24 protein-coding genes are annotated in these 25757 nt (G+C 62.1%); 13 read left to right on the plus strand and 11 right to left on the minus strand.

All coding sequences use genetic code 11. The features are described from left to right. Nucleotides 1–2 precede the first annotated feature (2 nt). The 4 genes from IE053_RS13755 (at nt 3) to IE053_RS13770 (ending at nt 5992) form a co-directional block, all read left to right on the plus strand. Entirely contained in the window at nt 3–2501 is a 2499-nt protein-coding gene (locus IE053_RS13755) for a tetratricopeptide repeat-containing hybrid sensor histidine kinase/response regulator (RefSeq protein ID WP_189577084.1), read from the plus strand. Nucleotides 2502–2527: 26 nt separating this feature from the next. After that, entirely contained in the window at nt 2528–3670 is a 1143-nt protein-coding gene (nagA, locus tag IE053_RS13760; protein WP_189577086.1) for an N-acetylglucosamine-6-phosphate deacetylase, read from the plus strand. Nucleotides 3671–3773: 103 nt separating this feature from the next. After that, nucleotides 3774–4802, plus strand: a complete 1029-nt coding sequence (nagZ, locus tag IE053_RS13765; RefSeq protein ID WP_189577088.1) for a beta-N-acetylhexosaminidase — start codon at nt 3774–3776, stop codon at nt 4800–4802. Then, nucleotides 4799–5992 carry an anhydro-N-acetylmuramic acid kinase gene (locus tag IE053_RS13770; RefSeq protein ID WP_189577090.1) on the plus strand — a complete coding sequence of 398 codons (1194 nt, stop codon included), beginning with the start codon at nt 4799–4801 and terminating at the stop codon, nt 5990–5992. The genes nagZ and IE053_RS13770 overlap by 4 nt, the downstream gene beginning before the upstream one ends. Here IE053_RS13770 and IE053_RS13775 read toward each other — a convergent pair. Continuing rightward, complete coding sequence (locus tag IE053_RS13775) at nt 5976–7172, minus strand: aromatic amino acid transaminase (RefSeq protein WP_189577092.1); 1197 nt, start codon at nt 7170–7172, stop codon at nt 5976–5978. The two genes, IE053_RS13770 and IE053_RS13775, sit on opposite strands and share 17 nt — an antisense overlap. Nucleotides 7173–7305: 133 nt before the next feature. Here IE053_RS13775 and IE053_RS13780 point away from each other — a divergent pair, with 133 nt between their 5' ends. Further along, on the plus strand, nt 7306–7746 hold the full coding sequence (locus IE053_RS13780) for a MarR family winged helix-turn-helix transcriptional regulator (protein WP_229786257.1): 441 nt from the start codon (nt 7306–7308) through the stop codon (nt 7744–7746). 151 nt (nt 7747–7897) lie between these two features. On the opposite strand, the gene ilvC is transcribed toward IE053_RS13780, so the two are convergent. The 3 genes from ilvC to IE053_RS13795 all read right to left on the minus strand — a co-directional run bounded on the left by ilvC (nt 7898) and on the right by IE053_RS13795 (nt 11307). After that, a complete protein-coding gene (gene ilvC, locus IE053_RS13785; protein WP_189577094.1) occupies nt 7898–8920 on the minus strand; it encodes a ketol-acid reductoisomerase in 1023 nt (340 codons plus the stop codon). A 258-nt stretch (nt 8921–9178) separates the two neighbouring features. Then, nucleotides 9179–10336, minus strand: a complete 1158-nt coding sequence (locus IE053_RS13790) for a trans-sulfuration enzyme family protein (RefSeq protein WP_189577096.1) — start codon at nt 10334–10336, stop codon at nt 9179–9181. After that, nucleotides 10333–11307, minus strand: coding sequence for an alpha/beta fold hydrolase (locus IE053_RS13795; RefSeq protein ID WP_189577097.1), 975 nt, complete (start codon nt 11305–11307; stop codon nt 10333–10335). The genes IE053_RS13790 and IE053_RS13795 overlap by 4 nt, the downstream gene beginning before the upstream one ends. Nucleotides 11308–11641: 334 nt before the next feature. On the opposite strand from IE053_RS13795, the gene IE053_RS13800 reads away from it, so the two are divergent. From IE053_RS13800 to IE053_RS13820, 5 genes are all read left to right on the plus strand, one after another. Beyond that, on the plus strand, nt 11642–12193 hold the full coding sequence (locus tag IE053_RS13800; protein WP_189577098.1) for an energy transducer TonB: 552 nt from the start codon (nt 11642–11644) through the stop codon (nt 12191–12193). After that, nucleotides 12190–12327, plus strand: a complete 138-nt coding sequence (locus IE053_RS13805; RefSeq protein ID WP_189577099.1) for a hypothetical protein — start codon at nt 12190–12192, stop codon at nt 12325–12327. The genes IE053_RS13800 and IE053_RS13805 overlap by 4 nt, the downstream gene beginning before the upstream one ends. 233 nt (nt 12328–12560) lie before the next feature. Next, nucleotides 12561–12938: a hypothetical protein gene (locus IE053_RS13810; RefSeq protein ID WP_189577101.1), complete on the plus strand. Its 378-nt coding sequence runs from the start codon at nt 12561–12563 to the stop codon at nt 12936–12938. A gap of 106 nt (nt 12939–13044) precedes the next feature. After that, nucleotides 13045–13404, plus strand: a complete 360-nt coding sequence (locus tag IE053_RS13815) for a TonB family protein (protein ID WP_189577103.1) — start codon at nt 13045–13047, stop codon at nt 13402–13404. Next, nucleotides 13401–13832 (plus strand): GFA family protein, encoded by a 432-nt coding sequence (locus IE053_RS13820; RefSeq protein ID WP_189577105.1) that lies wholly within the window; start codon nt 13401–13403, stop codon nt 13830–13832. The genes IE053_RS13815 and IE053_RS13820 overlap by 4 nt, the downstream gene beginning before the upstream one ends. Nucleotides 13833–13834: 2 nt before the next feature. Here the strand turns inward: IE053_RS13820 and IE053_RS13825 are convergent, their stop codons facing one another. From IE053_RS13825 to IE053_RS13835, 3 genes are all read right to left on the minus strand, one after another. Beyond that, nucleotides 13835–14206, minus strand: coding sequence for a hypothetical protein (locus tag IE053_RS13825; protein ID WP_189577107.1), 372 nt, complete (start codon nt 14204–14206; stop codon nt 13835–13837). 13 nt (nt 14207–14219) lie between these two features. Continuing rightward, nucleotides 14220–15239: a ParB/RepB/Spo0J family partition protein gene (locus IE053_RS13830; protein ID WP_189577109.1), complete on the minus strand. Its 1020-nt coding sequence runs from the start codon at nt 15237–15239 to the stop codon at nt 14220–14222. Between the two features lie 165 nt (nt 15240–15404). Then, nucleotides 15405–16580, minus strand: coding sequence for an AAA family ATPase (locus IE053_RS13835; RefSeq protein WP_189577111.1), 1176 nt, complete (start codon nt 16578–16580; stop codon nt 15405–15407). Between the two features lie 393 nt (nt 16581–16973). Between IE053_RS13835 and IE053_RS13840 the strand changes: the two genes are divergently transcribed. Beyond that, nucleotides 16974–18203: a hypothetical protein gene (locus tag IE053_RS13840; protein WP_189577113.1), complete on the plus strand. Its 1230-nt coding sequence runs from the start codon at nt 16974–16976 to the stop codon at nt 18201–18203. Here the strand turns inward: IE053_RS13840 and IE053_RS13845 are convergent. Next, entirely contained in the window at nt 18094–18915 is an 822-nt protein-coding gene (locus IE053_RS13845; RefSeq protein WP_189577115.1) for a glycosyltransferase, read from the minus strand. The two genes, IE053_RS13840 and IE053_RS13845, sit on opposite strands and share 110 nt — an antisense overlap. A 190-nt stretch (nt 18916–19105) precedes the next feature. Between IE053_RS13845 and IE053_RS13850 the strand changes: the two genes are divergently transcribed. Both IE053_RS13850 and IE053_RS13855 read left to right on the plus strand, forming a co-directional pair. Continuing rightward, nucleotides 19106–19933, plus strand: a complete 828-nt coding sequence (locus IE053_RS13850; RefSeq protein WP_189577117.1) for an ABC transporter permease — start codon at nt 19106–19108, stop codon at nt 19931–19933. Between the two features lie 3 nt (nt 19934–19936). Next, nucleotides 19937–20680: an ABC transporter ATP-binding protein gene (locus IE053_RS13855; RefSeq protein WP_189577119.1), complete on the plus strand. Its 744-nt coding sequence runs from the start codon at nt 19937–19939 to the stop codon at nt 20678–20680. Here IE053_RS13855 and IE053_RS13860 read toward each other — a convergent pair. Genes IE053_RS13860 through IE053_RS13870 form a run of 3 tightly spaced genes read right to left on the minus strand, consistent with a single transcriptional unit; the run spans nt 20677 to nt 25557 of the window. Continuing rightward, entirely contained in the window at nt 20677–21738 is a 1062-nt protein-coding gene (locus tag IE053_RS13860; RefSeq protein WP_189577121.1) for a glycosyltransferase, read from the minus strand. The genes IE053_RS13855 and IE053_RS13860 overlap by 4 nt on opposite strands. A 22-nt stretch (nt 21739–21760) precedes the next feature. Then, on the minus strand, nt 21761–23041 hold the full coding sequence (locus tag IE053_RS13865) for a glycosyltransferase family protein (RefSeq protein ID WP_189577123.1): 1281 nt from the start codon (nt 23039–23041) through the stop codon (nt 21761–21763). A gap of 41 nt (nt 23042–23082) precedes the next feature. Beyond that, the gene (locus IE053_RS13870) at nt 23083–25557 is read right to left on the minus strand and encodes a sulfotransferase domain-containing protein (RefSeq protein WP_189577125.1); all 2475 of its coding nucleotides are present in this window, start codon (nt 25555–25557) and stop codon (nt 23083–23085) included. Between the last annotated feature and the right edge of the window lie 200 nt (nt 25558–25757).

Consider the following 25757-nt stretch of genomic DNA (forward strand, 5'->3'; position numbering starts at 1 on the left):
TAATGAGGGTTTGGACATTACAGCTGGCCGCTGCTGCGCTGATCGCCATCAGTGCGATTCTTCCTGCCCGTTCATATGCACTCCAGGCCGGTGACACCCCGGATGCCCTGCTCGACCAGGCCCAAGCAACCCTCGTGTCGGAGACGGAATCCGGTCTCGCGCTTGCCCGCAGGGCCGAGGCTGCCGAACGTGCGAGTCCCCAGCCGAGGCCTGACATCCTCCTGCGTGCCGCCTGGCTCGAAGGCGAAGCCCTTTTCCGTCTGGGGCGCGTCGACGAGGCCGCCATTCACCTCGAAGACGCCCTCAACCGGACGCCGCCAACCAATTCTGACATCTATGGCAAGCTCCTCATCGCGTCAGGCCGCGTCGCCCGGGCCCGTGGAGACAATGGACTGGCGCTGAAGAATTTCCAGGATGCCTTCGCGGTCTTCTCGGAGACACAGAACCGCCGCTACATGGCCATCGCGCTGCAAAGCGTGGGCACGCTCTACACCAATGCCCGGCAGTATGAGCGCGCGATCGAATATGACGAGCGCGCCGCTGCGATCTACCCCGACGACGCAATGATCCGCATCGCTTCGCTCAAAAACCGCGGCAACGCTTACCGCTATCTCGGCCGGTTCGACGAAGCACGCGTCATGCTGACCGAAGCGCTCAGCACCGAAGCCGTGCAGGGTATTCCCAGCATCGCGGTGCGAATCTACACCAATCTCGCAGCGCTGGAATTCGATGCGGGAAACATGGCGAGCGCCAAGCGCGCCGTCGAGAGCATCAAGCGCCTCATCGAAGAGAACGAAGCGATTCGTATGCCTGTCGTGGCCTCGGCGATCGAAGCGTCGATCCTCGCGAGCGAAGGAGGAACGCAGGAGGCCGCGGCGCTTCTCGACGCGGCTTTCGAAGGGGTCGACCTGACCCAGACGAGCGAGGACTTCAAATCTGCACACGAGCGCGCCTATGAAGTCTACAGCCGTGCCGATCGTCCGCGTGCGGCGCTCGCGCACCTTGAGGCATTCAAGCGGCTCGAGGACATCGAGCGAGATATCGCCGCCTCTGCCAATCTTGCGCTGATGAATGCCGAGTTCGAGCTCTCCAACAAGGAGCTCACCATTGCCAATCTCCGTTCCGAACGCCTCGAGGCCGACGTCGCCTTAATCAAGGCACGCCGACAGCAGGAGCAGGGCATCGCCGCAGCGATCATCCTTCTGGCCATCGCCATCAGTGCCTTCTTCATCTGGCAGACGATGCAGTCTAGCCGTGTGCGGAGAATAACCGAGAGACTCAACAAGGAACTCGAAGGTGTCAACCAGAAGCTCCGTCGCTCCAATATCGAATTGGAGAAGGCAAACTCTGCCAAGACCGAGTTCCTCGCCACGACCAGCCATGAAGTTCGTACCCCGCTCAATGCAGTCATCAACCTGACCGCCGCAGTTCTCGATAACAACGATCTTGGTCCGGATGCGAAGAAAAAACTTTCGACAGCCCTGAAGTCTGCAGAACACCTCCACGAAATCGTCAGTGATGTGCTCGATGTTGCGCGCTTCGAAGGGAAGCGGGTCAAGGCGCATGTCACGGAGGTTGACCTGCCTGATACCGTCGTTGACGTGGTCAACCTCTGGCGTCCCAAGGCAGAGGAAAAAGGACTCACCTTCGAGACCGATATCGATATCCGCTGCGATCGTTTCCAGACGGACGAGAAGCTGCTGCGGCAGCTCCTTTCCAACCTTCTGTCGAACGCCATCAAGTTCACCTCCGAGGGGGTCGTGAAGATGAAGGTCCAGGGCGGGATAGACATGCCGCTCAGGATCGAAATCAGCGACACCGGCATCGGAATAGCCAAGGAAGACCAAAAGGTCATCTTCGAGAGCTTCCGCCAGGTTGAAACTGGTGGCACTCGGAGCTTTGGCGGCACCGGACTGGGACTTGCAATTTGCCGCCAGATCACCGGCCTTCTCGGCGGTAGCATTACAGTTGAGAGTGACGCAGGCGAAGGCTCGACGTTCACAGTCGAGCTACCCGTCCAGGCTTCAGTCGATACGAGTGCGTCTGACAAGGCGCCGACCGCCGAGGAGCTCGTGGACATCGACAAGACACTGTCCGGGCTTCGGGTCCTCGCAGCGGAGGACAATGCGGTGAACGCCATGGTGATCCAGGCCATTCTCAAGACGAAGGTCGAGACACTGACGATTGTCGAGAACGGCCTTGAGGCGGTGAACGCGGTCATCGATGGCGATTTCGACGTGGTTCTCATGGACAAACAGATGCCGGTCATGGACGGCGTGGAAGCCATACGGCGAATCCGATCCATTGGCGGGGCTGCGGCGAATATCCCGATTATCGCGGTCACTGCGGACGCGTTCAGCGCGGCGCGGGAGGAGCTCATTCAGGCGGGTGCGGACGATTACCTCTCGAAGCCCGTCAAGCCGGACGACCTCAAACGATCGATCGCCCAAACACTCGCGCGCCAGAAAAAGGGGACAGACGCAGCGGCATCGGCTAAGTGACCGAGCGCAAGAGCGGAGCCCAGAGCATGACTCCCACCGCCCTGATTGGCGGCACCCTTCTCCTTCCCGACCGGTGTCTGGAAGGTCACGCCCTTGTCGTGAGCGCCGGAAAAATCACGAAGGTCTGTGCTAACGCTGATCTTCCGGCCGGTGTTGTGCAACGGGATATTGCCGGCTTGACCGTTGCTCCGGGCTTCATTGACCTCCAGGTCAATGGCGGAGGCGGTGTCCTGTTCAATGACGATCCCTCCCTGGAGGCGATCAAGGCGATCGGCGCTGCGCATCGCAACTTTGGCACAACATCATTCCTCCCTACACTGATATCCGATACAGTTGAGAAGATCGACCTTGCCCTGATAGCCGCTGAGCAGGGGCTTGCGGAAAACACTCCCGGACTCATCGGTATTCATCTTGAGGGACCGTTTCTCAGCCCACAGAGGCACGGCATCCACAATCCCGCCCACTTCCAGACACCTGACGCCGAATTGCTCGATCGCCTGAAAGCCCCGAAGGGCGGATCCTTGATGATGACACTTGCCCCCGAGGAGGTCCCGGCCAAGCTGTTGCGGCAGCTTTCCTCCCGCGGCGTGAAGCTCGCGGCGGGCCACACTGCTGCGACCTATGCGCAGACAGTTGACGCGCTCAAGGCGGGCGTCACCGGGTTCACGCATCTCTTCAACGCCATGCCCCCCATGCTCAGCCGGGCACCGGGCCCGGTTGCGGCTGCGCTCGAGAGCGAAGCATGGTGCACACTGATCGCCGATGGCCATCATGTCGACGACGCCATGCTCCGCCTCGCCATTCGCGCCAAGGCAGACGGACGCATGATCTTCGTCACGGACGCTATGAGCTGCGCGGGGACGGACGCGACCAGTTTCCAGTTCGACGGGAAAACGATCCGTGTCAGGGACGGCCGGTGCGAGGACGATGCAGGGACGCTAGCCGGATCCAATCTCACGATGATCGATGCGGTACGCCGAGGGGTCCGTGAACTCGACCTGCCCCTTCACATCGCGGTCAACATGGCGACTTTCCAACCGGCGAGCTTCCTTGGCATCGAGGCAGAGCGCGGCTCGCTTAAACCGGGCAGCCGTGCCGACCTCGTCTTCCTCAATGGGGCATTGGACTTGGTTGCTGTCGTGCAGGACGGCAACCTAGAGGAACTATGAGCAAAGACCGGATTGAGAGAAATAGAGTCAAATCGAACTTTCCCGGAGAGGAAACCATTCACAGCCGGTTGCTTCATGTAAAAGTCTGAAGCGGAGCGAGGCCATGACCGCACGTACATCTGCTCTTTACGGCTGCTCCGGCGTGGAGCTGACTGACTGGGAGCGCTCATTCTTCAGGGACCAGAGGCCTTGGGGATACATACTCTTTGGGCGGAATATCGATTCACCTGACCAGGTCCGGGCATTGACCGCAGCCCTGCGCGAAGCAAGCGATGATCCTGACGCTCCTGTCTTTATCGACCAGGAAGGCGGTCCGGTTGCGCGGCTGCGGCGCCCTCACTTCAGGCATCCGCCCGCTCCCCGTCGCTTTGCCGAGCTTTATGCTGATGACCCGGAAGCGGCGGCGGAAGCCTCATGGCTGAACGCCAGGCTCATGGCGGACGAGATGAAGTCTCTCGGGATCAATGCGGATTGCGCGCCGATGCTCGATGTGGTCCAGCCCTCGGCACACGAATTCCTGCAGGAGCGCGCCTTGGGAAGCGACCCCGAGACCGTCACCGTCCTTGGCAAGGCTACAGCCCTTGGCCTTCGTGAAGGGGGTGTCGCTCCCTGCGTCAAGCACGCTCCCGGACATGGCCGGGGCGATGCGGACAGCCACCACGATCTTCCCCGCGTCAGCGCTAGCAGGAAGGTCCTTGAGCAGACAGACTTCGTACCTTTCCTTGCACTGAAAAAGGAGGCGATGCTGATGACGGCGCATGTCCTCTACGAGGATATCGATGCCGATCGTCCGGGCACGCTATCGCCGCTGGTCGTCCGCGAGCTGATCCGCGAGAGCTGGGGCTACCAGGGGCTGATCCTGACTGACGACATCAATATGAACGCGCTCGGAGGAACGATCGAGGAGCGCAGTCGCGCGGCGCTGGAAGCCGGTTGCGAGATCATCTGCCACTGCAATGCCGAGCCTGCGGACATGGAGAGTGTCGCGCGTGCCGCGATCGAGCTGACTGGCCCGACCAAGGAGCGCGCTGACCGTGCACGGAGTATTGCTGCCGGGTCGCCGAAGCCCTTCGACCGAGGAGAGGCAGAGGAGCGCCTGAAACAACTCAGGCTATACGAGGCTGCCGCATGAGCCTCGCCGGAGTCAGGCATCTGGCTGGTATCGCTGGAAAGGACCGGCGCCTGATTATCGGCCTGATGAGCGGCACGTCTCTCGACGGCCTCGATATCGCCTTGTGCGAGGTGTCGGGCGCGGGGTTCGACACCGAAGCCCGGATCCTGAAGTTCGAGACCGCGGACTATTCAGAAAGCTTCCGCTCACGGATCAGGGCTGTCTTTGCAAAGACAAGCGTCGATCTAGAAGCGCTGACCCTGCTCCACCCGGTCATTGCTGACACCCATGCGGAACTCGTTCTCGATGCGCTGTCCCGATGGGGCGTGAGCCCGGCCGAGGTCGATCTTGTCGCCAGCCATGGGCAGACCATCTACCACGCCCCGCGCTCCCTCCATGGGGACGAGGCCAGTCCGAATGCCACCCTGCAGATCGGGGATGGCGATCACCTTTCCGTCCGCACCGGGATCATCACAATCTCGGACTTCAGGCAGAAGCATATTGCGGCTGGCGGGGAAGGTGCCCCGCTTGCCGCCTATGGTGACGCCCTGCTGTTCAGCGCCCCCGACAGGGCGCGCGTGCTTCTCAACATTGGCGGCATTGCCAACTATACCTTCCTTCCGCCCTCGGAGGGCCATGCGGAAGCTTTCAGCAGCGACATTGGCCCCGGCAACACGCTCATGGACGCGGTAGCGCGGCAGCACGACCCCTCCCTCCCCTATGACCGTGATGCGGCACTGGCGAGGGCGGGATCCGTGAACGACGCATTGCTCAGAAGGCTTAAGGGCGAAGCATTCTTCGGCCTTTCGATGCCGAAGACGACGGGGCCGGAGCTTTTTTCGATGCGTTGGCTGGAGCGCCATCTGCATTCGCTCGGGGCCCAGGTGAGCACGCCCGACCTCATGGCAACCCTCAATCGGTTCTCCGCAGAGACGATTGCCGATGCCATCGGCGCACTCGATCCGATCCCAGAGATTTTTGTCAGTGGCGGCGGCGCGCGGAACCCTCTCCTGATGGAGAACCTCGCACATCTCCTGCCCGGAGCGTCGGTTCAGACCACCGAAGCACTCGGGATCGAACCGGACGCCAAGGAGGCCGTCCTTTTCGCTGTGCTCGCCAACGAGCTGGTGGCGGGCAGCATGGAGACGTTCCGTGGACGGATCCGGGGTGGCCCTGCGGTCACGATGGGGAAGGTCAGCTTCCCGGATTGAGTTGCGGCGCCATCTTGCGCGCGATCTCGTCGATCCGGTCTTCGCTCAGGCCCGCAATGTTCACACGTCCGGAGCCGGGCATATAAATCGCGTGCGCTTCCCGGATGGCTTCCACGCCGCCCTTCTTGAACGGGAGTGTTGCGAACATACCCTTCTCATGGGCGATCCGGGCGAAGCTGTCCGAATTGGTCTCACGCACGAGAGCCGAAGCAAAATTCTCGCGAATGAAATTCAGCCTACCCCGCATCTCGTCGAGCTCTGCCAGCCACTTCTCCCGCAGGGCCGGGCGCGACAGGATGGTCGCCACGACAGCCGGGCCGTGGGCAGGCGGCATGGAGTAGGACGTACGAATGATCCCGGCCGCCTGGCCTCGCGCAGCGTCGAGTGCATCTGCTGAAGGCGCCTGCAGGACCAGCGCACCGGTACGCTCCCGGTAGAGACCGAAATTCTTCGAGCAGGAATAGGTGACGATAGCCTCGGGCAAGGCCGCGAGAAAGTCGCGAATCGGGGCGATATCTTCTTCGAGGCCAACCCCGAAACCCTGATAGGCCACGTCGATGAACGGCAACACGCCCTTGCCGCCAAGAAATGACGAGATCTCCGACCACTGCGCCGGAGAAAAATCCGTGCCCGTTGGATTGTGGCAGGGTCCCTGAAGCAGGACGACGTCACCTGCGCGCGCATCGGCCAGGCCGGCCTTCACCCGCTCCATGTCCGGCGTCCCGTCGGAGGACGAGACCCAGTCGAAAGTGTGAATGTCGTAGCCGACGGCCTTGCCGATGCCGACATGGTTCGGCCAATTGGGTTGCGAGACGAAGAGGCGGGCGCCAGGCGATGCAACCTTCGCCAGCTGCATGCCGATCGACAGGCCGCCCGACCCGCCGGGCGTCGCAAACACCGTGTGCCGATCAGTCAACTCGCCAAGGATCATCTTGCCAACCTGATCGCAGTAAAGAGGATTGCCGTGTGGCCCTTCATAGGCCTTGGTCGTCTCCTCCTCGATCAGGATGCGCTCGGCCTCCTTCACGGCGGCCATGACGGGCGTTTCGCCTTCGCTGTTCTTGTAGATGCCCACGCCGAGGTCGATCTTGTCGGGGCGCGTGTCCGCGCGTGCCGCAGCCATCACGCCGAGAAGCGGGTCGGCGGGAGCTTTTTCGAGCTTGTCCAGCAAGGTGGTCATGACAGTCTCCAAGCGAAGTGCGGCCCCTACCGCGAAGATGCGCGCGAGGGAACAGCCGCCTTTGGTTTCATCTGCAACCGGTTGAACGCAAGGCCCCGCCACGGCTAGCCTGTCGCTTCGATTGGGGAGATCCGTGACCGTTCCGCCGCTCAAACTGGAAGAGTTCCTGCCGTTCCGGCTGTCGCTGGCGTCGAACCTGGTTTCGCGCAGGATAGCCGAGACCTATGAGGCGGAGTTCGGCCTGTCGACCACCCAGTGGCGGGTGATGGCCGTGCTTGGCGAGTATCCCGGCATGACGGCCACGGAGCTGACCCAGAAGACGGCCCTCGACAAGGTCGCCGTCAGCCGCGCGGCGAGCGCTCTGGTCAATCGTGGCCTGATTCAAAAGAGAACGCGCCCCGACGACAACCGGCGCGCCGCGCTCAGCCTCACCGAAGCGGGCGAGCGGGTCTATGCCGAGGTGATTCCCCGCGCACGAAAGATGGAAGCCGACCTGCTGAAGGCGCTACCGAGAGAAACGCTCGACGCTCTCGACAAGGCGCTCAGCGAGCTGACCGAAGCCGCGGAGGCTTAGGGCGCAGCGCCGAGAAATCCGCCGAAAGCTCCGCCATTGGGCTTGTCGGCAACCGGCTTGGCCTTGCTCACCGCGCGCGGCTTGGCACGGGGCTTGGGGGGGGTCACGGTCTTCGCCGATCTTCCCAGATATCTCTCGGCTTGCATCATCGTCAGTCTCCTGAGTTATTCCCTCCGCCCTCAAGCCAGGGCATGAAGCTCCTGACGTGCTGGCCGATATCTTCGATGTCGTGATCGCGCTTCCGGGCCTTCATCGCTTCAAAGCGTGCTTTCCCGGCCTGGTTCTCCAGGATCCATTCATGGGCAAACTGGCCTGAGCGGATCTGGTCCAGCACCCCCTTCATGCGCTCCTTGACCTCTGGCCCGATGATCGAGCCGCCGTTCAACAGATCGCCGAAGGCCGCAGTCTCGCTGATAGAGCTGTACATTTTGTTGAGGCCGCCCTCATGGAGGATGTCGACCACCAGCTTCAGCTCGTGAAAACACTCCGTATACGCAAGTTCACGCGGATAGCCTGCCTCGACCAGCGTTTCGTAGGCGCGCAGGAACAGCTCCGTGACGCCGCCGCAGAGGACCGCCTGTTCACCGAACATGTCGGTTTCGGCCTCGTCGCGGAAGGTTGTCTCCCAGATCGCCGCTGCCGTACCGCCGATCCCGTCGGCATAGCCGAGCGCGGTCTTCGTCGCGTTGCCCGTTGCGTCCTGATGGATCGAGAAGAGAGCAGGCACCCCCCTCCCCTTTTCATATTCCCGGCGGACCAGCTGGCCGATGCCCTTGGGCGCGACCATCACCACGTCGATGTCCGCGGCGGGCTTCACCAGGCCATAGAGGACCGAGAAGCCGTGCCCGAAGAGAAGCGTGTCACCTTCCTTCATCCGGGGTCGGAGCACCTGTTCGTAAATCTCGCCATGGGCCATGTCAGGCGCCAGCATCGCGATGACATCGGCTTCCTCGGCGGCGTCTTCGACCGACAGGGTATGGAAGCCATCTGCCCGGGCGCGCTGTTCGCTCCCGCCTCCGGCCCTCGCGCCGACGATCACCTCAAGACCTGAGTCCCTAAGATTGAGGCCCTGGGCGCGGCCCTGGGCACCGTAGCCGATCACGGCGATGGTCTTGTCCTTCAGGGCGTCAGGATCGACGTCATCCTTGGTGAAAACGCGCAGGCGGTCGGTCATTGGCTCTCTCCCAATAAGAAGAGAGCGCGCCTAGCCGAGCGAGGCGCCGGTGCAAACGCCTCAGGCGCTACTCCGCGCCTGGGGTGCCTTCCGTTCGGTTTTGGTCGCCGTTCTGCCATCATCGCTCTTCGCACCTGCAAAAACGCACGTGCCGCAAACAGATGAAGCAAGGATTGCCACCGGACAACCCCCGTGCGCTATATTATGCCGCCTGGATCGCTGGTCGCGCGAGAATGTTATCTTTGTGTGGCGCGTCCGTCACAATTGCGCAGCCGAAAGGGCTTTCGCCAGGTCGTCCTGCAGGTCGCTTGCGTCCTCAAGCCCGATCGAGAACCGCAAGAGCCCCGGCGTGATCCCTGCTTCGCGCCGTGCCTGCTCCTCCATCCCCGCATGGGTCATGGTGTCAGGCACGCAAACGAGCGTCTCGAAGCCGCCCAGGGACTCGGCCAGCGTCGGGATCGTCAAGGCTTCGAGGAATTTGGGCAGGGACAGCCCGTCCCGCAGCTCCGCTGAAAGCATCGAGCCGAAGCCCTTTTGCTGGCGCTTCGCAAGGGCGTGCTGCGGATGGCTTTCAAGGCCCGGATAGTGGACGCGGGCGATCCGTTCATCGGCTTCAAGGAACCGCGCCAGCCGCTCCGCCGTGCGCTGCTGCTCCTCTACCCGCACCTTCAGGGTCCTGACCCCGCGCAGGGTCAGCCAGCTGTCAAAGGCGGGCCCGGTCACACCCGTGCAGTTCGCCCACCATGCCAGCTCATCCCCCAGATCTCGTTTCGCCGCCAAAACGGCACCCCCTACGACATCGCTGTGGCCGGAGATGAACTTGGTCGTGGAATGCACCACCAGGTCGCAGCCGAGCGCGATCGGGTTCTGCAGGACAGGTGAGAGGAACGTGTTGTCTGCCACCGTCAGGCATCCGGCCGCCCTCGCCTTCTGGGTACAGGCAGCAAGGTCGGTGACTCGCATCAGCGGGTTGGACGGCGTCTCGAGATAGGCGAGCTTGGGCTTCAGGGCGAACGCAGCATCGCGCGCCTCGGGATCGGAGAGATCCGCGAAGAGAATATCGAACAGACCCCGCCGCGCCTTGTGGGTCAGGAGCCTGTGCGTCCCGCCGTAACAGTCATGGGGCGCGAGCACGAGGTCGCCCGGCCCGACGAGGTTCAGGCACAGATCGATCGCCGCCATCCCGCTCGCCGTGATGACGCCCCTCTCCGCCCCTTCGAGCTTCGCAAGGCACGCCGCCAGCTCTTCCCGGTTCGGCGTCTCCTTGCGGGCATAGTCATAGCGAGGCGGCTTGCGATGGTCCTGCCAGCGGAAGGTTGTGGACAGGCCGATCGGCGGCGCGACCGAGCCGAACGCCTCGTCCCGCGCGACGCCCGTGGTGGCCAGGATCGTCGCCAGCTTCTTCTCGTCATTCATCCCAGCACCCTCCTCAAAAGCGGCGCGATCGTAGCGGTTTCCTTGAGGAAGGCATCATGGCCGAACGCCGAGCGCAACACTTCATAGCCAAGAAGCTTCGGCAGCCCCGCCGCCATCTCCTGCACGATCGAAAGGGGCACCACCCGGTCGCTCTCCGCCGCGATCACCAATGTCGGCACGCGGATCGTCCGTGGGTCCTCGCGATGGTTGTCGATAGCGAGACTCAGGGTCCGGTAGCGTGCAGCGGTGACCCCGCCCGCATATTTGGTGCCATGATGATGGAGATAGCTGCGGAGCTCCCCCTGGTCGGCGAAACGCGCGCCGAATTCCTCCGCCGTCCGATAGGTTGTCATCGCCAGCTGCCTCGCCAGCGCCACGCCGTCAGCCTCGCGATTGGTGCCCTCGGTCAGGTCGAGGATCTGCCGTTGCACATGGCGCAGGGCCGTCGCCATCGGGTGGGGCCGGTGCCCCGCGCAGAGCACAACCAATGTCGACACCGTTTCGGGATAGAGACGAGCGAATGCGAGCCCGACCATCCCCCCGAACGATGATCCGACCACCGCTTCGAGGTGCTGAACGCCCGCCTCGTCGAGCGCTTCACGGATCAATCGGGCGAAGTCTTCGGGACAGAGATCCTTCGCCTCGCATCGGCCCGAAGGGGGGTAGTCCGCACCGATGACGAGAAAGCGGTCCGTGTCGATCACCCGCCCGGGCCCGGCCAGCCCGCTCCACCAGCCGTCATCGAGCGAGGTCACGCAGCGCCCTGCGGAGATCCCGCCGAGCACGAGCACCCGCGGGCCCGCCGGGTTGCCGACCATCCGCAGGCGCACGGTCTCGCCCTCGAGACCCTGCCCCGACCGCGACCGCCAATCGGAACGCACCTTCATCGAGACGTTGCGCATCACCAATGGCGCCAGCCTCGCAAAAGGCGGACACGGACATTCGGCGGTCTCTACAGCGGCAAGGCTCATCACAGGGCTCCGTCTCGAATGCGCCGGAACCATCAGCCTGCGGGGGGAAGCGGAGCGTGCGCCCATCATGGAGAGCATCTGCGGCTCTCCTCGCGCACCCTTCGCTTTAGCGACACTTGTCGAGCGCCCCGCAAGCTGAAGGGTCAAATCGGCGCCTGCCGGCTCCATGCGCTCAACGCCGCCCACCGTCAAGCGGGGCGTGTGCGCCGCGCCAATGCGGCGGCCGGTTGACCTTCGCTGGCACTTGGCGGACCGTCAGGCAGCGCGGAAGAAATGGCGAGGGAAAACGGTGTCTTGGCGAAAAATCTTGGGGCTTCCCGTAGCAGGGGCCGTGGTGACCCTCCTCTTCCTCTTCATGGCCGGCGTGATTTCTGTCGATGACATCACGCCCGGCGAGAAGGTCGAGCGGGAGAAGATCACCATCGGCATGCCCGATCCCGAGCCTGAACGGACGAAGCCGGAAAAACCGAAAATCGACGAGATCGTCGAGCCCGACCCGCCGGAATGGGAGAAGCCCTCGCTCGACCCCAATCCTCTCGGCAAGGATGATCTGACCTTCGACGATCCTTCGGGCGGCGCCGCTGATCCAAGTTCGCTGCAACTGAACACCGCGCCGACACCCCTGATCCGGGCCGATCCCACGGGTTTCGACAATTGCTTCGCAGGCGGCAGGGCAAACCAGGTGCAGCGGGTCCGTGTCGAGTTCGACATCACGCCTGCGGGCGAAACCGCCAATGTGCGGGTCGTCGATTCGACCGATAGCTGCTTTGACCGCTCCGCGGTCAGGGCCGTGCGCCGCTGGCGGTACAACCCGAAGGTCGAGCGCGGTGAGGCCGTCTGGCAATACGGCGTCCAGACCACCATCGTCTATCAGCCGCCGGAATGACCATGCGCCGAACGATCATGGGTGTAGTCACCGTCGCCCTCGTCGTGGTGGCCATCGTCATCATTGTGCAGTCCGGTCCTGAGCAGGTCATCCCGCCAGCCGATGGATCGGCCATCTCTCCTGCCGCAAAATGATGGTCAAACGCCTGCTCATCGCCCTGTTCCCTGCTGGGCTGATCGTGCTGGGGCTCACCCTGCTTCGCCCGCACCGCGGCGCGCCAGGTCGCCACATGGTCCTTCACTGCCAAAGAACTCAGCGGTGATCCCGTGTGGGCCTACGATCACAAGATCGCGCTTCGCTTCGTCCTCGAGAACTGAGCGTGAGCCGGAGACTCGCCTGCCCGGTGCCTGCCCGCTAGCTTCTTCCCATGTTCGGGGATGATCGAGGGACATCGGGCTTCGTGCTGTCGCTTGGCGCTGCAGTGATCGCCGCGATTGTCCTCCATATGGTCCTGACCCGTCAGCCGCCTTCGGTGGACGATGCCGTTTCGCAACCAGAACCACCTGCTCCGGCTTCTGTCAGCTATCGCTCCCTGGGAACGCCGCCAGGACACCGCCTGCCCTGCGACGGCCCCGGCGCCACGGCCAGGGGACCCCGATCGACAGTCCCGGTCGCGGGCGTGGACAGCTGCCGCATGATCGCCCCGCCAGAGCGCGTGACCGTGGAGGTGCTGTTCGACGTCACCCCGCAAGGCCTGCCCGCCAACGTGATGATCGAAGGCTCCATCCCTGTCTCGATCCCGTGATCGAGGAAGCCCTTCGCGGGTTCACCTACTGCCCGAAAAAGGTTCGCGGCGAGCCGGCTTGGCGGTACGGAGAGCGCGCCCAGTTCAGCTTTGTCCGGTATCCCTGATGAAACGTCTTCTCCCCGCCCTCCTCCTCGGCGCCTGCGCCTCCAGCCCGCCCCCGACCCCTGTCGTGTCCGACCCCAGCGCCCAGCCCCTGCGCCGGGTCAGCCCCGAGGGTTTCGAGGGTTGCCTGCGCGGGAAGCCCCTGCCCTATCGCGGCGTTGTCGAGGTGGAGCTTGAAACCGGTCCCGAGGGCTTCGTCACCGGGGCCGAGATTGTCGACAGCTCCGATCCCTGCCTCAACCCCTCGGTCCTCGCGGCCGTCCAGCAATGGCGTTACCCCCCGAAGATGGTCGATGGTGTCCTCGCTGCCCGCACCGGCATCCGCGCCCTCATCGTCATCAATGCAGAGGACGACGAGTGAGCGACCTCGAGATCACCGGCCGCTGTCTTTGCGGCGCCGTCACCTACGAGGCGACCAGCAAGAACGGCCGTCTGGGCGTCTGCCACTGCAGCGACTGCCAGCGATGGAAAGGCGGGCCGTTCATCGGTCTCGATGTCGAAACGATCTCCATCGAAGGGCCGGTGCGCTGGTATTCGAGTTCCGAATGGGCCGAGCGCGGCTCCTGCTCGGAATGCGGCTCGGCCCTGTTCTGGCGGATGAAGGACGGGAGGCACCAAACCGTATCGGCCGGCAGCGTGGACGACCCCTCGGCCATCAAGGACATCAAGTCCCACATCTTTATCGATTCAAAGCCGGACTATTATGACTTCACCGGGGACGCCCCGCGTCTTACCGGCGAAGAGACCCTCGCCATGGTCATGGAGCAGATGAAGGCCGAGGACGCCTGAGTTCAGCCGAGGCTGACGACGTCCACGAGCTTCTGGGTCCTGCGCTCCAAGATGCCGAGATCGCCATCGACGATGGCGTATTCATAGCCCTCATTAAGCTTGGGCAGCTCCTCGACCAGTTCCCCCGGCAGGCGCCGGACGACAACCTTTCGCGACAACACCTTGCCAAGCGCGTAGTTGGTGCCGCGTCGGCCGGACCGGCTGCAGTCGGAGCCGCGGCGCCCCGGTGCGCAGCGCCCTTTCTCGGCATAGTAGTCGGTCACGACCCGCGCCTCGCTGGCCCCGAGACTGACACCGGGGTTCAGCCACAAGGCATGGCTCGTCCCCAGAAGGAGGGCTCCCGCCGCGGCGCCAATCATCATCATACGGAGCATATCCTGCCCTCCCCTATACGTTGCCGGTGAGCTTCCCGTAAGCCCTGACCACCGCAGCGGCCAGCTCTTCTGGCTTGGGTTTCGCAGCGAGGTCGATGTCCAGCTTGAGGCTGTCGCCCTCGATCCTCGCGGTCAAGAACGGAAGGCCGCCAGCGCTCTCGCTGACCTCCCGCGGCCGTTTGGGCTTGCTCGGTTTCGCGGATCCCTTCAGCAGCTTGAAGACCTCGGCGCCGCCCATGAGGGTCGTCCCGCCGAGTTCACGAGCCTTGTCCTGGGCCTTGGCGATCTCTCTCGCCCTCGCAAGCACGAGGTCCCGCGTCTCCCCCTTGAGCAGCGGCGAAAGCTGCTGGCCGTGGCGGACGGCGATCTGGCGCGGGTCGCCATAGGCGTCGAGGACTTCGCGGGGCAGCCTAGCGATGGAAATGTAGCTCGACAGCAGGGACTTCGAGACCTCCATCCGCTGGGCCATGCGGGTCATGTTGTTGTCGTAGTAGTCCCCAAGCGCCTTGAGATACTCCCTGCCCCGCTCGTAATCGGAGATGTCCTGGCGCCCCCGGTTTTCGAGATCGGCAAAACGGAAGGCCTCTTCGTCGGCGAGGTCCTTGATTTCGACGAGATAGAAGATCTCCTTCCGGTTCTCCTCCTCGCGCAGGTAGCTGACGGCGAAATGGCGCCGCGCGCCTGAAATGACCTCATATTCGAAGCCTTCGGGGTCGTCCCTGAGGCGGCGAACCACTGCGGGGATTTCCTGCTTCCCCTGCGCCCGGATCGACCCGATGAGGTCGGCGCAGTTCTCGGCATCGAGCAGGTCGTAGATCCGGTTGTGCTTCTCCCACATCCGGCAGACTTTCGGGTCCACCATCCGCAGCCGCACATCGCGGATCCGACCTTGCGCAATATCGGCCAAGGCCCCTTCCCGCTGGGCGAAGGGGTTGATCTGAGGCCCTGGACTTTTGGGCTCGGCCCCTTGGGATGCGCCGGACGTCTCCCGGGCAGCGTTCACGGCGTCGGCTAGAATTCGTTTCCGGGCCATCTCAGCGCCCTCCCCAGTTGGCGTTCAACGCGTTGAACGCGGAACAGTCTACGGTGACCAGAGACCGTGCGGACAAGGTGGCTGCGCAGTGGAACCGCTCGGCCGAATACCTGTTCCAAGTTGGCTGCCACGCCTCGGCGGTCCCACTGTTCAACGCGTTGAACATCATGCCACCCCCTCCCGGCGAAGCCTTGCTTCATGGGACGGCCAGGTGTTCCGCACTGCGAGTTCGAGGTCGTTCATCACCCTGTCGAGGTTCGCCCGGCACCGGCGGTAGGTCCGGTTCGACGGGCCGTCATACTCATACACCGTGCGCATCTCGATCGAGGCATTGTCGAACTCCGAGCTGTCCAGCAGAGCCGTCGTCAGGATATCGCCAGCGAACATTTCGCGCATGGCGTCCCGCATCTCCTGATGGGCCGACTTGTTCTCGTCCACCTTCGTCGCCAGCAGCTGGACGAATCGATAGTCCATCGCCGCGCCATGCTGCTCCATCGTTTCAAGGACCGATGTCAGCATCCGCAGGAAAGAGACGGTCGAGGCGTAATCAATTGAACTCGGGGGCGTGGGAATGAGAAGCGCATTGGCAGCCCTCAAGGCGTTGAGAGAAATCATGCCAAGGGCAGGGGGCGGGTCCAGCACCACGATGTCGTACCCTTCCGCCACCTCTCGCAGGCCGTGACGAAGCCGCTCGAAACGATCCGAGCCGGCGCCGGTCGAGGCAAGGTGGTACTCGGCATTGTAAAGGCCGAGGCAGGCGGGGATCAGGTCTAGCCCGTCCCAGTACGTTTTCCGTACCGCGTAATGGAGGCCATCGCGGCCACCCGGCTCGAGATAGGCGAGCAGGGTATCCTCCTCGCGGATATCCGTCTCGGGGTTGTAACCGAACAGACCCGTCGAGCTCGCCTGGGGATCAGCATCCACAAGCAGAACCCGGTAACCTTGGAGCGCGAAATACTGCGCGCAGTGGGTGGCGATCGTCGACTTGCCGACGCCCCCCTTGAAGTTCTGGACGCCGAGAATGAGCGGTGGATCGCTCTCCGCTCGCCCCGGCCGGGTGCCGAAGACGTCCCGCATCCGGTTCACGTCTTCCAGCGTGAAGCCGACCCGGTGCCCGCTTTCGCGCTTTTGCGGCGGGGGCAAGGTGCCTTCCTGCTCTGCCCGCCTGATCGTCATGTCGGACTTGCCGACCATCTTTGCCGCTTGCCGGATGCTGAACCGGAGGGGGAGGGACTTCTCCTCGGTCTCTCCGAGAAGCTGGGCGCGCATGGCATCGAGCAGGCCCACTGACCGCTCCTGAAGCCGCGCCACTCGCCGGGTCGCTGGGCTGAAATCCGCCATAGGTTCTCCTGTCGGGGGCTTCGCTAACGGGAGTCGGTGTCGCGGTGTAGGGGTTAACCTTCCGTTTACCTCGAAAGTCGCACTTTCCGCACGCACTGACGAAAATGTGCAACATCGGCCGGTTCTGGCAGGGTCCATCGACTCTTCCGCAGAATCGTCGCCAGAAACTTATCCCCCCATCCTGCGCCGGGCGTAGGCAGGGGATCAAATGACGAAAGGACCAGAGCGAAGGCAAAGAAAAACCCGGCCAGAGGCCGGGCTTTCAAGCGGAACCGATGGCTCCCGCATAAGATTGACACCGAATGCGTAGCCCTCTCCGCGACAAAGTGCAAGCCGAAAGCGCGATTCGCGCCACAGGTGATCTTTGGCTTCGCGCCGGACAGGGTGCGCGCGATGACAGGACAGATGTGCCTCAAGCCAGGCTTGGCCCGGCGGCACGACCGCTATGAGGACGAGGTGCTACGCTGCCAGACGGAGCGGGCGTCCCTCGATCTCAACAGGCTGATGATCGACAAGGCGCTGGCGCTGGGGACCGCCGAAGTGCTGACGGCGCAAGAGCGCTGCTTGATGATGGCCCTGTGCGCCCATCTCGACATCCAGGGCATAGCGGCTGGTGAAACCTCCGTGTGGCCGGGCTCGGCGCGGCTGTGCCGCCTCCTCGGGCTAGGCGAAAGCACCCTGCGCCGCCTCAAAGGCTCCCTCGAGGAAAAAGGCTTCCTCCTGCGCCGGTATGACCGGAGGAACCGGCCGCTGAAGGGTGGCGCAATCGACCTCAAGCCATTCCTGCTCAAGGTCCCCGAGCTGTGCCGCGCGGTCGGCCATACCGAGGCCGAGATCCGTCGGTCACGAGAGAACTCGGCAAGCGAGAGGTATGACCATCGCTCAGAAGAGGGCGCCCACCCGCTCGCGATTGAGCGGGCCACAGGAAATACAAAGATTCAAACCTCCGAACGTCCGCTCCGGCAAAAGGACAGGGAAGGGGAGGGGATCGAACCGGTTCGCCCTGACGAAGAAAGCGCTATGATCGAACGGGCCGAAGCCATCATGCCCGGGATTTCCGCCGACCCGTCGAAAGCCGCAGCAGAGGCCCTCGGCGAGAAAAAAGGACGGCGCCTTTGGTCATGGGCCCATAGGCGCCACGGGCCTGACGCCATTCTCGCTCTCGCGATTGCTTCGAAAAGCGCCAAGATCAAAGACCCCGAGGCCTGGTTCGCCTGGTACGCCACCAACGCCGCCGAGGTGGATCTCGAGGGCCTCGCCGCCAGGGTGACCAAGGCACCGCAAAAAGCAGCCCCCCCCAGCGACCCGCTGCTCGCCCGCTTCGCCGAAGCCTTCGCCGAAACCGCAGGGGAGGGGGCTGCTCTCTCCTATCTCTCGAACGCCGCCATCGCGGCGAGGGGCAAGCTGTTGGTCATACGCACGGCCAGCAGGATCGCCATGGACCGCCTCGCCAGCGCCCACATGGATAACCTCCAGCGGGCAGCCGCCTTGATGGGCTTTGCGGAGGTGCAGCTTAACCCGAAGGCTCTCCCGCCAAATGAGACCGCTCGGCCGAAAGAGACAGCATCAATGCCTGGTTCGCAGACCAGCGCAGGAATGCAGACCTCAACCGCCCGCCGATAAAGTTGGGCAACTGGCGGGGTGCCGTGGCCAAGACCTCCTGTCGGTAGGCTTCGGCCTGCTTCTCCGACCGGTTATCGCCATGGCGGCGGAACCCGCCGAGCAACGTCGGGATGGTTGAAAGATGGGCGTTCCTGGCAAAAGCGCGCCAGAGAATGAAATCCCCAGCGAGACGGGCACTCGTGAATTTCTTCCTCTCCTCAGCCGGAAGGCCGTCGTAGAGCGTGCGGTCGAAGAACATCGATTCCTGCTGAAGGTATCCCAGGAGGCCGTCATGGAACCAACCCTCCCGGATCATCCACCTCGGCCAGGATGCGAGCGGCTTGAGATAGGTCAATGCGCCGGTTTCATCCCAGCAGGCCGGGAATCCCGTCACCCAGCGCTCCTTGGGGAAGGCGGTCTTCCAGCGGAGTACCGTGGAGAACGCCCAGGGCAGATACATGTCGTCGGCGTTCAGCCACGCTATGATCTGGCCTCGCGATTGAGAGAAACCGATGTCTATGGCCTCGTATTGGGATGTGCCCGGACTTTCCACGAGCCGGAACCGGGGGTCCTGATGGGCGAACTCCTGCACGATTGCCGTCGTCGAGTCCTCGGAGCCGCCATCGACCGTGATATGTTCAAATGAGACTTCCGATTGCGATCGAACACTCTCGAGTGTCTCGCGGAGGAAGCGTTCTCCGTTCAGGACGGGCGTGACGATCGAAATGAGCATGACGGGGTTTGGGGCTCTCGGCGCAGGTTGGGTTTAATGTCGCTTGAGGGTTTGCATGGTTCGGCTTTCACTGGCCTTGCCAAAGAGCAACATGACCCGCACTCCCCGAAGACGGAGGACCATGGATCAATCTGACTGTCCTCTGCTACCGATTACCGCTTTGTTCCCTCTGTTCGGCGCAATTTCCTAGATGACCCCAGCACAGATTTTTTCTGCGAAGAACGCTTCCGGGATTCGTGCGGTTCTTCGTGACCTTGCACAGGGCTGGAGCATGCGCGCGGTCTGGCGGACATTCGCCTGGGACGAGATTCAGTCCCGCTACCGGCGAAGCGCGCTGGGGCTCGCGTGGATCGTTCTGTCCTATCTGATGTTCGCCGGGGGGATAGCTCTCTTCTTCGGCGGCCTCGCGAACAGCGAGGGTTTCGGCTATTTCCACTATATCGCTGTGGGCTACCCCGTCTTCACGCTGCTGGTCGGGAACCTGAGCGAAGGGTGCTGGGTGTTTCGAGGGGCTTCCTCGTGGATCCAGAGCTCATCGATGCCCTATTCCGTCTACGTATTCAAAGGCGTTGCCCGTTCGGCTTTTCCGTTCGCTATCCAGATTACCGCAGCCGTCGTTGTTCTGCTCCTGACCGGATGGAGGCCGACGCTCCCGGTAATCCTGCTGTGCGTGCCGGCCCTCCTGCTGATCCTGGCCACTGCGATACCCCTCCAGCTTTGCCTCGGCTTTCTCGGGGCCCGCTATCGCGACCTCCAGCATCTCATCGCTTCGGTGCAGAGGCTGCTGATCTTCATCACGCCAGTCATCTGGATCTACGAAGACACTTCGGGTCTCAGGCGGGCACTGGCGATCTTCAATCCGCTTACGCATTATCTGGAGGTCTTCAGGGCTCCCATGCTCGGTCGCGTGCCGCCCTTGGAATCAATGGTCATTGCGCCGGCGCTGACGGTTTTGACGTGGTTGCTCGCCCTCTTCGTCGCGGCGAGGATGCGCAAGAACTTGCCATTCTGGATCTAAGCAATGCCCCGAATCCTTGCCGAGAACGTGTCCCTTGTTCACCCGCTGTTTGTCGGTAGGAACCAGACCGTTGAATTTCAGGGGTCTGACAAATTTGTCCGCAACCGCGCCGGGCGGCCGATTGGCGTCAAGGCCCTGCGGGATGTCTCTTTCGAATTTAGCGAAGGGAGCCGTGTCGGGCTCATCGGAGCCAATGGTTCGGGCAAGACCACGCTGCTGCGCGTCCTTGCGGGCATACTGCCCCCCGACGAGGGAGTCGTGACCATCGAGGGGCGCAGCACGAATCTGATCAACATCAATCTCGGCACGAAGGCGGACGCCTCAGGCCATCGGAACATCACGCTCCAGGCACTCGCTTCTGGCTATTCACGCGAAGAAATCGAAAGCAAGCGGAGAGAGATCGTCGAGTTTTCCGAACTCGGAGATTTTCTTGAACTCCCCGTCAACACTTATTCGGCCGGTATGCGAATGCGGCTCAGTTTTGCGATCGCGACGGCATTCGAACCGGAGATCCTCCTGCTGGACGAGTGGTTGAGTGCTGGCGATATCGACTTCAAACGTAAGGCATCCAAGCGCATGGCGTCATTCATTGATCGAGCGGGCGTGCTCGTGCTTGCGAGCCACAGCAAGGCCATGCTCGAGGAAAACTGTGAGCGTGCCATCTGGCTAGATGAAGGCATCATCCGCGCAGACGGGCCGGTGAAAGAGGTGTTCGCCGAGTATCAAAAAGAGAAGAGCACTGATTAGGCGAAACGGGCATTCTCGAAGAAGGCACGATTGTTCGCCTTGAAACGAAGATCCAGGTCGAACCGCTCACCCGCCCTCATAGGCAGATTTGGTCTCACGAAGAGTGTCCGATCTTGCAGGTCGACAGTGCACTCCGATCCGTTCACGGAAGCACCCTCAATCCCCGGTGTGGAGCGGAACGATACCTCGATGGTTTCGAACGGTCGATCCTCGTAGTGGCAAAGAGAAAGGCGAACCCTTTGCTCGACGCTGCCATCGGCTGCGAGACCATTGATCGCCCTTTCGCCCGGCATGAGCATTCTTCGCAGGAAACGGTTGATCGCAGGCGGAGCATTGTCGATCACGTTCTGCACACCGAAACCGAACAGTGTACGGAGAGGAGAAGGACCCGCAGACCGGGGACCGACAATCCGCGAAATCTCTTCGCGCCGCCTTTTGTTCAGCGAGGACGTTTTCGTTTCGTTTCCCCAGAGAATGACTGATAGGGGCTCGTCAATGAAATCGAACCTTGCACCGGTATCGTAGATCCGAAGGAACAGATCCCAGTCCATCGTATAATGAAGCTGGCGATCGAGCCCTCCGGCTTCCTCGCAGACGGCCCTCGTGAAGAAACACGACGGCTGGGAAATGATTGCGCCATAGCCCAAGCGTTCGGACGGTGGCTCCACGCCGTACTGATAGCCCGTCGTTCTTTTGCTTTCGTCGATGATGGTGCTGTGGGCATAAACGATATCGGGCGCCTGTGCCGACGCGAATCGGCCCGAAACCCGCGATAGCGCATCCGGGAACAAGAAATCGTCTGCGTTCAGCCATCCCAGAACGTCGCCCGAAGTGTTCGCCCAACCTGTCGCGATGGCATCAGCCTGGCCCGCATCAGGACCGTGGTGGCGGTAGGAGAAAAGATCGCGATACTGATCAGCGAGCCTCTTCACGCGGTCATCATTGGACGCATCGAGAAGCGCGACTTCGACCTCGGCCTGCTGAACGGCCAGTGATGCAAGGCAATCAGGAAGAAACGGATGCCAGCAGCCGACCGGGACGGTAATGGAATAGCGCATGTCTTGGTCCTGCCAGCGATGGTCAGCTTGGTCGACCGGAAGCGACATCGAGAAGGGCCCTCGGCGCTGCTCTTTCGGCAATCCGGCGGAAATATTCGATCGGGGCATTGAGGCGCTGATACTCTGCAAACGCCTTGGCGTGGGCCTCGAGTCTAGCCTCCCAGTTCTCGAAAATATCGAGGATTGCCTGGGCAAGTTCCCTTGGGTGGGTGCCCGCACCGCCGCCGAAAGCCTTGGCCATGTGCCCTGGGTAGGAATCGTCAGTGGCCACCGCAAACTTCGAGGCCGCGATCGCTTCGCTGATGACTCCCGACCCGCGAACACGATACTTGTCCTTCGCATAGGGCATCAGCACGACGTCTGCTGCCAAGAGAAGGTTCCGGTATTCGTCCACGCTCAGAGAATGTTCGAGAAGCTGGACGCGCTCTTTCCCGAGGCTGTTGATCTTGTCGATGGCACGCTGGATGGCATCCTCACGTCCGATGATTTGTGGCGTCGCCTGAATGACGAAGTGGATCTCGTCAGCAAAGGAGCGATCCTGGGCAAATTCATAGGTACGCCGAATGACATCAGGGAGCAGGTGGAATCCCTTTTCCATCCGAGCCGATCCGAGGACCGTCACAATCCTTGCATCCGGCTCGATCTTCAGTTCCTGCGTCTTGTATCGGCGCGCTTGCTCGTGATGCTCATTCGAGAATCGGGGGAGGGGCAGGTTCAGCGGTGCGACCGGCGTCCGCCAGAGGGCTGACAGGTGGTCCGCCAACAAATCGTTCTCGGCATAGAGAAAGACATGCGTGCCGATGACCCCGAGATAGCCCATCAGGTCGATCGCCTTGGCGACCGTCCGGGGACTGTCACGGTTGGGCATCACCCCAACTGGATCGTAGGGGGTACAGAGATGTATTGACGGAAGCGCTTCGAGCGGGATTGCTTCGGTCATGGCCGCTACCGCCTCATAGGTCGCGCCGTCGCAGGTATGAAAGAAAAGAATATCGTGAGCACCGATCTCGAATTCCGCGATGGCCTTCATCAGGCCTTCGAGCATTTGGTCCGACAGCGATGCTTCCTTGGCCGCTCCGCCCTGCTTGTATCTGTCATACATCCCCAGCGAAAAGACCGGGTGGGCATGCTCGTGGCGCTCGAGAAGGGATTTCTCCGCTGACTCGTTGATGAGCCAGCGCGGATCGGCACCGCCCTCTCTTGCGGCGAGATCGGCGTTCAAGGTGAGCTGGTAGTGATGGCCCCTCAGATCGGTGAGTGAGGGGTCCACTACGAAAAACCTGCCGTGATTGGGATTGTACATCGGACGCTCTTTCAGGACAGCAATCAAAAGCGATACACTGCTCAGTATAGTGACCAGATGTCTTCGGGCGACACCATGTTGAACGGGGGCTTCCGGAAATGCGCGAAGTCGCCGAAGTGTGTCGAGCCAGCACCGAGCCCGAAATTGTAGATCAGCCGTTCGGTGGTGGGCCGGTGATATAGCTTCTTCTTGCCCGTCAGCAACGTCACGGTCTCATCCCAGGCGAAAAACTTCTTGAGCGTGTCCGAAGGGCTCCTTCCAGGCGTGACTTCGATCCACTTCTTGACATCGTCCGTAAGCGACTCATCCACGAAGCGAAGGTACTCTTCCTCCGACATCAGGTAACAGTCCAGGAGTTCCTGCCAGATCGGCTCGAACTTGTCTTTCGTGGTGGCCCAGCCCCAGCCTTGGAACCGGGTGAAGAGCTCGCGCTCTCCGGGAACAAGGAAAGGATGACCGTAAACGGAGAAGACATCGTCGCGGTTCTCGATGGCGTCGAGCTCTGCCGAGAAACCGCGGATGCAATGACGGGTCGGGAAACAGTCATCCTCGAGGACGAGAACCCGGTCGTACATCTCGAACATCCTGCGCAGGGCAACGATGATCATTTTACGGAAGCCGTAGTTACCGCGGTTCCTGTGAATCGCCTTGACGTCGTAGGAAGAAACGACAGCTTCTGTCTCGTCGAGGAGCTTCCGTTTCGCCGGCCGGCCCTGGTCTCCGTCAATCCAGACGTGACATTCGCCAAGACCGTCCTGGAGCTTCAGGCTTTCCAGGACGCTCCGCACACACTCCGTGCGATCGAATGTGAAAAGCGCAACGCCGAGCGGCTTCGATGGTTCATATCCGGCGTAGACGGAGTTCTCCTTCGCTTCGTCGCTGAGGGTCTTTGGCCTCGCAGGGGGGAGATTGCCGGAAATCTTCTCTTCGGATGTTGCCGTTTCGGTGACGGCGGCGGGGGTCATGCTCCGCGGTGGCGCTTCAGGAAGGTTAGCAGGCAGGAACAGTCCGTTCTCGCCAAGTTCGATTTCCCCGCGCTTCACCCGGCTCCGTTGGGCAAGAACGACTCTCAGGGGGCGGAGTGTAAGAAGAGACTTAAGCCTCGGCTCGGTAGCGACCTGCAGATGGCGGAGTTCGGAGCTGTAAACCGAAAGGAGCTGCTGCGCATCACTGAGGCGTCGGCGCGCAATGTCCGCTTCGGCTTCGGCGCTGGAGCGGTCGGAATACGCTTTCTTGAGTTTCCGTTCCGTTTCGTCGAGGGCTTCCTGAATTCGCTGGCGTTCGGACTGGAAGGCGGATGATCGCTGGCGTGCGTCTTCGAGTTCGCCGTGAAGCAGTCGTATTTCCTCTTCAAGCCCCGCCACATTCTTACTGCGATCTTCGAGCTCGGCCCGAGCGTTTGCGAGTTCGCCGTGAAGCAGTCGTATTTCCTCTTCAAGCCCCGCCACATTCTTACTGCGATCTTCGAGCTCGGCCCGAGCGTTTGCGAGTTCGTCCTTCGCCCGCTCCGCCGATACGGTGACTTCGGCGAGTTGCGTGGCCAGGGCGGTGGCCTCTGATATGCGGGCGTCAAGTCGGCCCTTGACGTCCTTGAGCTCTTCTTTTGCGAAGTGCAGAACGCGCTCTGCGCTTTGCGCCTGGGCCTGAAACGGCTTGAGTTGCGCGAGCGCCTGGTTGGCCTTTTCAAGCTCGAGCCGCCTCTGCTCCGCGCGCTGCCGGGCGTCGGCAAGTTCTGATCCCGCCTTGTCGAGCTTCATTTCAGCGGTACGCTGATGCTGCCTCGAGCTCCATAATTGTGGCGCGAGGTCGGCCAGGTAAGATGCGACCCGTGCCATATCGGGTGTCGCCTCGATCGAATAGCCGAGGCGGTCAATTTCATCTTTGTAAAGAGCGGCGATAGAGTCCCGCGCATCGTCGGGTAGCGCTTTGATATGTGGATCATTACTCCCGACACGGAAGAAGCGCGGTTCGACACGTCGAAGCTCCGAGAAGTCGGTTCCTGTCATCGACCTCGGTTCCTGCTCAATGAAGTCACCGATAGCGCGGACCGTCTTTTCGAGATCGTCAGTGAGCTCTTCATAGCGCAGGAGGAGCGTATTGCTGCGCCGTTCCGGCGACCAGGCCCTGACATGGTGATCCCACCTGCCGAAAGTCACGGCCCCGGCCACGACGTCGGCAAGCGAAAAGCCTAGTGTCCCGTACTCCCGCAGGTATGCGTGGTAGGAGGAAACTGCTGCCCGCGGGTCCCTGACGACATAGATTGCCTTGGCGTCGTCCGCGGGGTGGTCGTGCGTCTTGACGAAGTGGCGGGCCTGATCGTTCGACAGGCGGTCATAGGCCTCGGGCCATGATCCTTCATAGTGTTGATGCCCCACCAGCCGTGCGAATTCGCGGTTCGCTTCGATGTCACGTTCGTCATTGTACTGCGAGTAGGAGCCTGCGCCAAAAAACCTGTTCAGGACGATGCGCAGGAACGTATTCCCGGAACGTGGATAGGAAGCGAGCCAGATAATCATGGGGGCCTAGTGTCTTGGGTGCGAAGTCGTCGAGCTTCCTGTGTGAACACGATCGCCCTCTCTGTCCAGAATTGGCAGAAATCCCCGGCTTCACCCTTCGCGCCAAGGCAAGCTCCCTTGCCCGGCCGGGTGGGATTCTTGAGCGTGGGGAAGGGATGTGCTCTGAGTCCATGGCGGCTCGTTAAGCCATTGATGTGGCG

The organism is Parvularcula lutaonensis (genome assembly GCF_014651915.1).
In the GTDB taxonomy this organism is placed as follows: Bacteria; Pseudomonadota; Alphaproteobacteria; order Caulobacterales; family Parvularculaceae; genus Parvularcula; species Parvularcula lutaonensis.

Excerpts from the sequence above, each read along its gene's own strand:
- IE053_RS13755 (WP_189577084.1), top strand. The coding sequence starts at position 3 with ATGAGGGTTTGGACATTACAGCTGGCCGCTGCTGCGCTGATCGCCATC.
- nagA (WP_189577086.1), top strand. The coding sequence starts at position 2,528 with ATGACTCCCACCGCCCTGATTGGCGGCACCCTTCTCCTTCCCGACCGG.
- nagZ (WP_189577088.1), top strand. The coding sequence starts at position 3,774 with ATGACCGCACGTACATCTGCTCTTTACGGCTGCTCCGGCGTGGAGCTG.
- IE053_RS13770 (WP_189577090.1), top strand. The coding sequence starts at position 4,799 with ATGAGCCTCGCCGGAGTCAGGCATCTGGCTGGTATCGCTGGAAAGGAC.
- IE053_RS13775 (WP_189577092.1), bottom strand. The coding sequence starts at position 7,172 with ATGACCACCTTGCTGGACAAGCTCGAAAAAGCTCCCGCCGACCCGCTT.
- ilvC (WP_189577094.1), bottom strand. The coding sequence starts at position 8,920 with ATGACCGACCGCCTGCGCGTTTTCACCAAGGATGACGTCGATCCTGAC.
- IE053_RS13790 (WP_189577096.1), bottom strand. The coding sequence starts at position 10,336 with ATGAATGACGAGAAGAAGCTGGCGACGATCCTGGCCACCACGGGCGTC.
- IE053_RS13795 (WP_189577097.1), bottom strand. The coding sequence starts at position 11,307 with ATGAGCCTTGCCGCTGTAGAGACCGCCGAATGTCCGTGTCCGCCTTTT.
- IE053_RS13805 (WP_189577099.1), top strand. The coding sequence starts at position 12,190 with ATGACCATGCGCCGAACGATCATGGGTGTAGTCACCGTCGCCCTCGTC.
- IE053_RS13810 (WP_189577101.1), top strand. The coding sequence starts at position 12,561 with ATGTTCGGGGATGATCGAGGGACATCGGGCTTCGTGCTGTCGCTTGGC.
- IE053_RS13815 (WP_189577103.1), top strand. The coding sequence starts at position 13,045 with ATGAAACGTCTTCTCCCCGCCCTCCTCCTCGGCGCCTGCGCCTCCAGC.
- IE053_RS13825 (WP_189577107.1), bottom strand. The coding sequence starts at position 14,206 with ATGCTCCGTATGATGATGATTGGCGCCGCGGCGGGAGCCCTCCTTCTG.
- IE053_RS13830 (WP_189577109.1), bottom strand. The coding sequence starts at position 15,239 with ATGGCCCGGAAACGAATTCTAGCCGACGCCGTGAACGCTGCCCGGGAG.
- IE053_RS13835 (WP_189577111.1), bottom strand. The coding sequence starts at position 16,580 with ATGGCGGATTTCAGCCCAGCGACCCGGCGAGTGGCGCGGCTTCAGGAG.
- IE053_RS13840 (WP_189577113.1), top strand. The coding sequence starts at position 16,974 with ATGACAGGACAGATGTGCCTCAAGCCAGGCTTGGCCCGGCGGCACGAC.
- IE053_RS13845 (WP_189577115.1), bottom strand. The coding sequence starts at position 18,915 with ATGCTCATTTCGATCGTCACGCCCGTCCTGAACGGAGAACGCTTCCTC.
- IE053_RS13850 (WP_189577117.1), top strand. The coding sequence starts at position 19,106 with ATGACCCCAGCACAGATTTTTTCTGCGAAGAACGCTTCCGGGATTCGT.
- IE053_RS13855 (WP_189577119.1), top strand. The coding sequence starts at position 19,937 with ATGCCCCGAATCCTTGCCGAGAACGTGTCCCTTGTTCACCCGCTGTTT.
- IE053_RS13860 (WP_189577121.1), bottom strand. The coding sequence starts at position 21,738 with ATGCGCTATTCCATTACCGTCCCGGTCGGCTGCTGGCATCCGTTTCTT.
- IE053_RS13865 (WP_189577123.1), bottom strand. The coding sequence starts at position 23,041 with ATGTACAATCCCAATCACGGCAGGTTTTTCGTAGTGGACCCCTCACTC.
- IE053_RS13870 (WP_189577125.1), bottom strand. The coding sequence starts at position 25,557 with ATGATTATCTGGCTCGCTTCCTATCCACGTTCCGGGAATACGTTCCTG.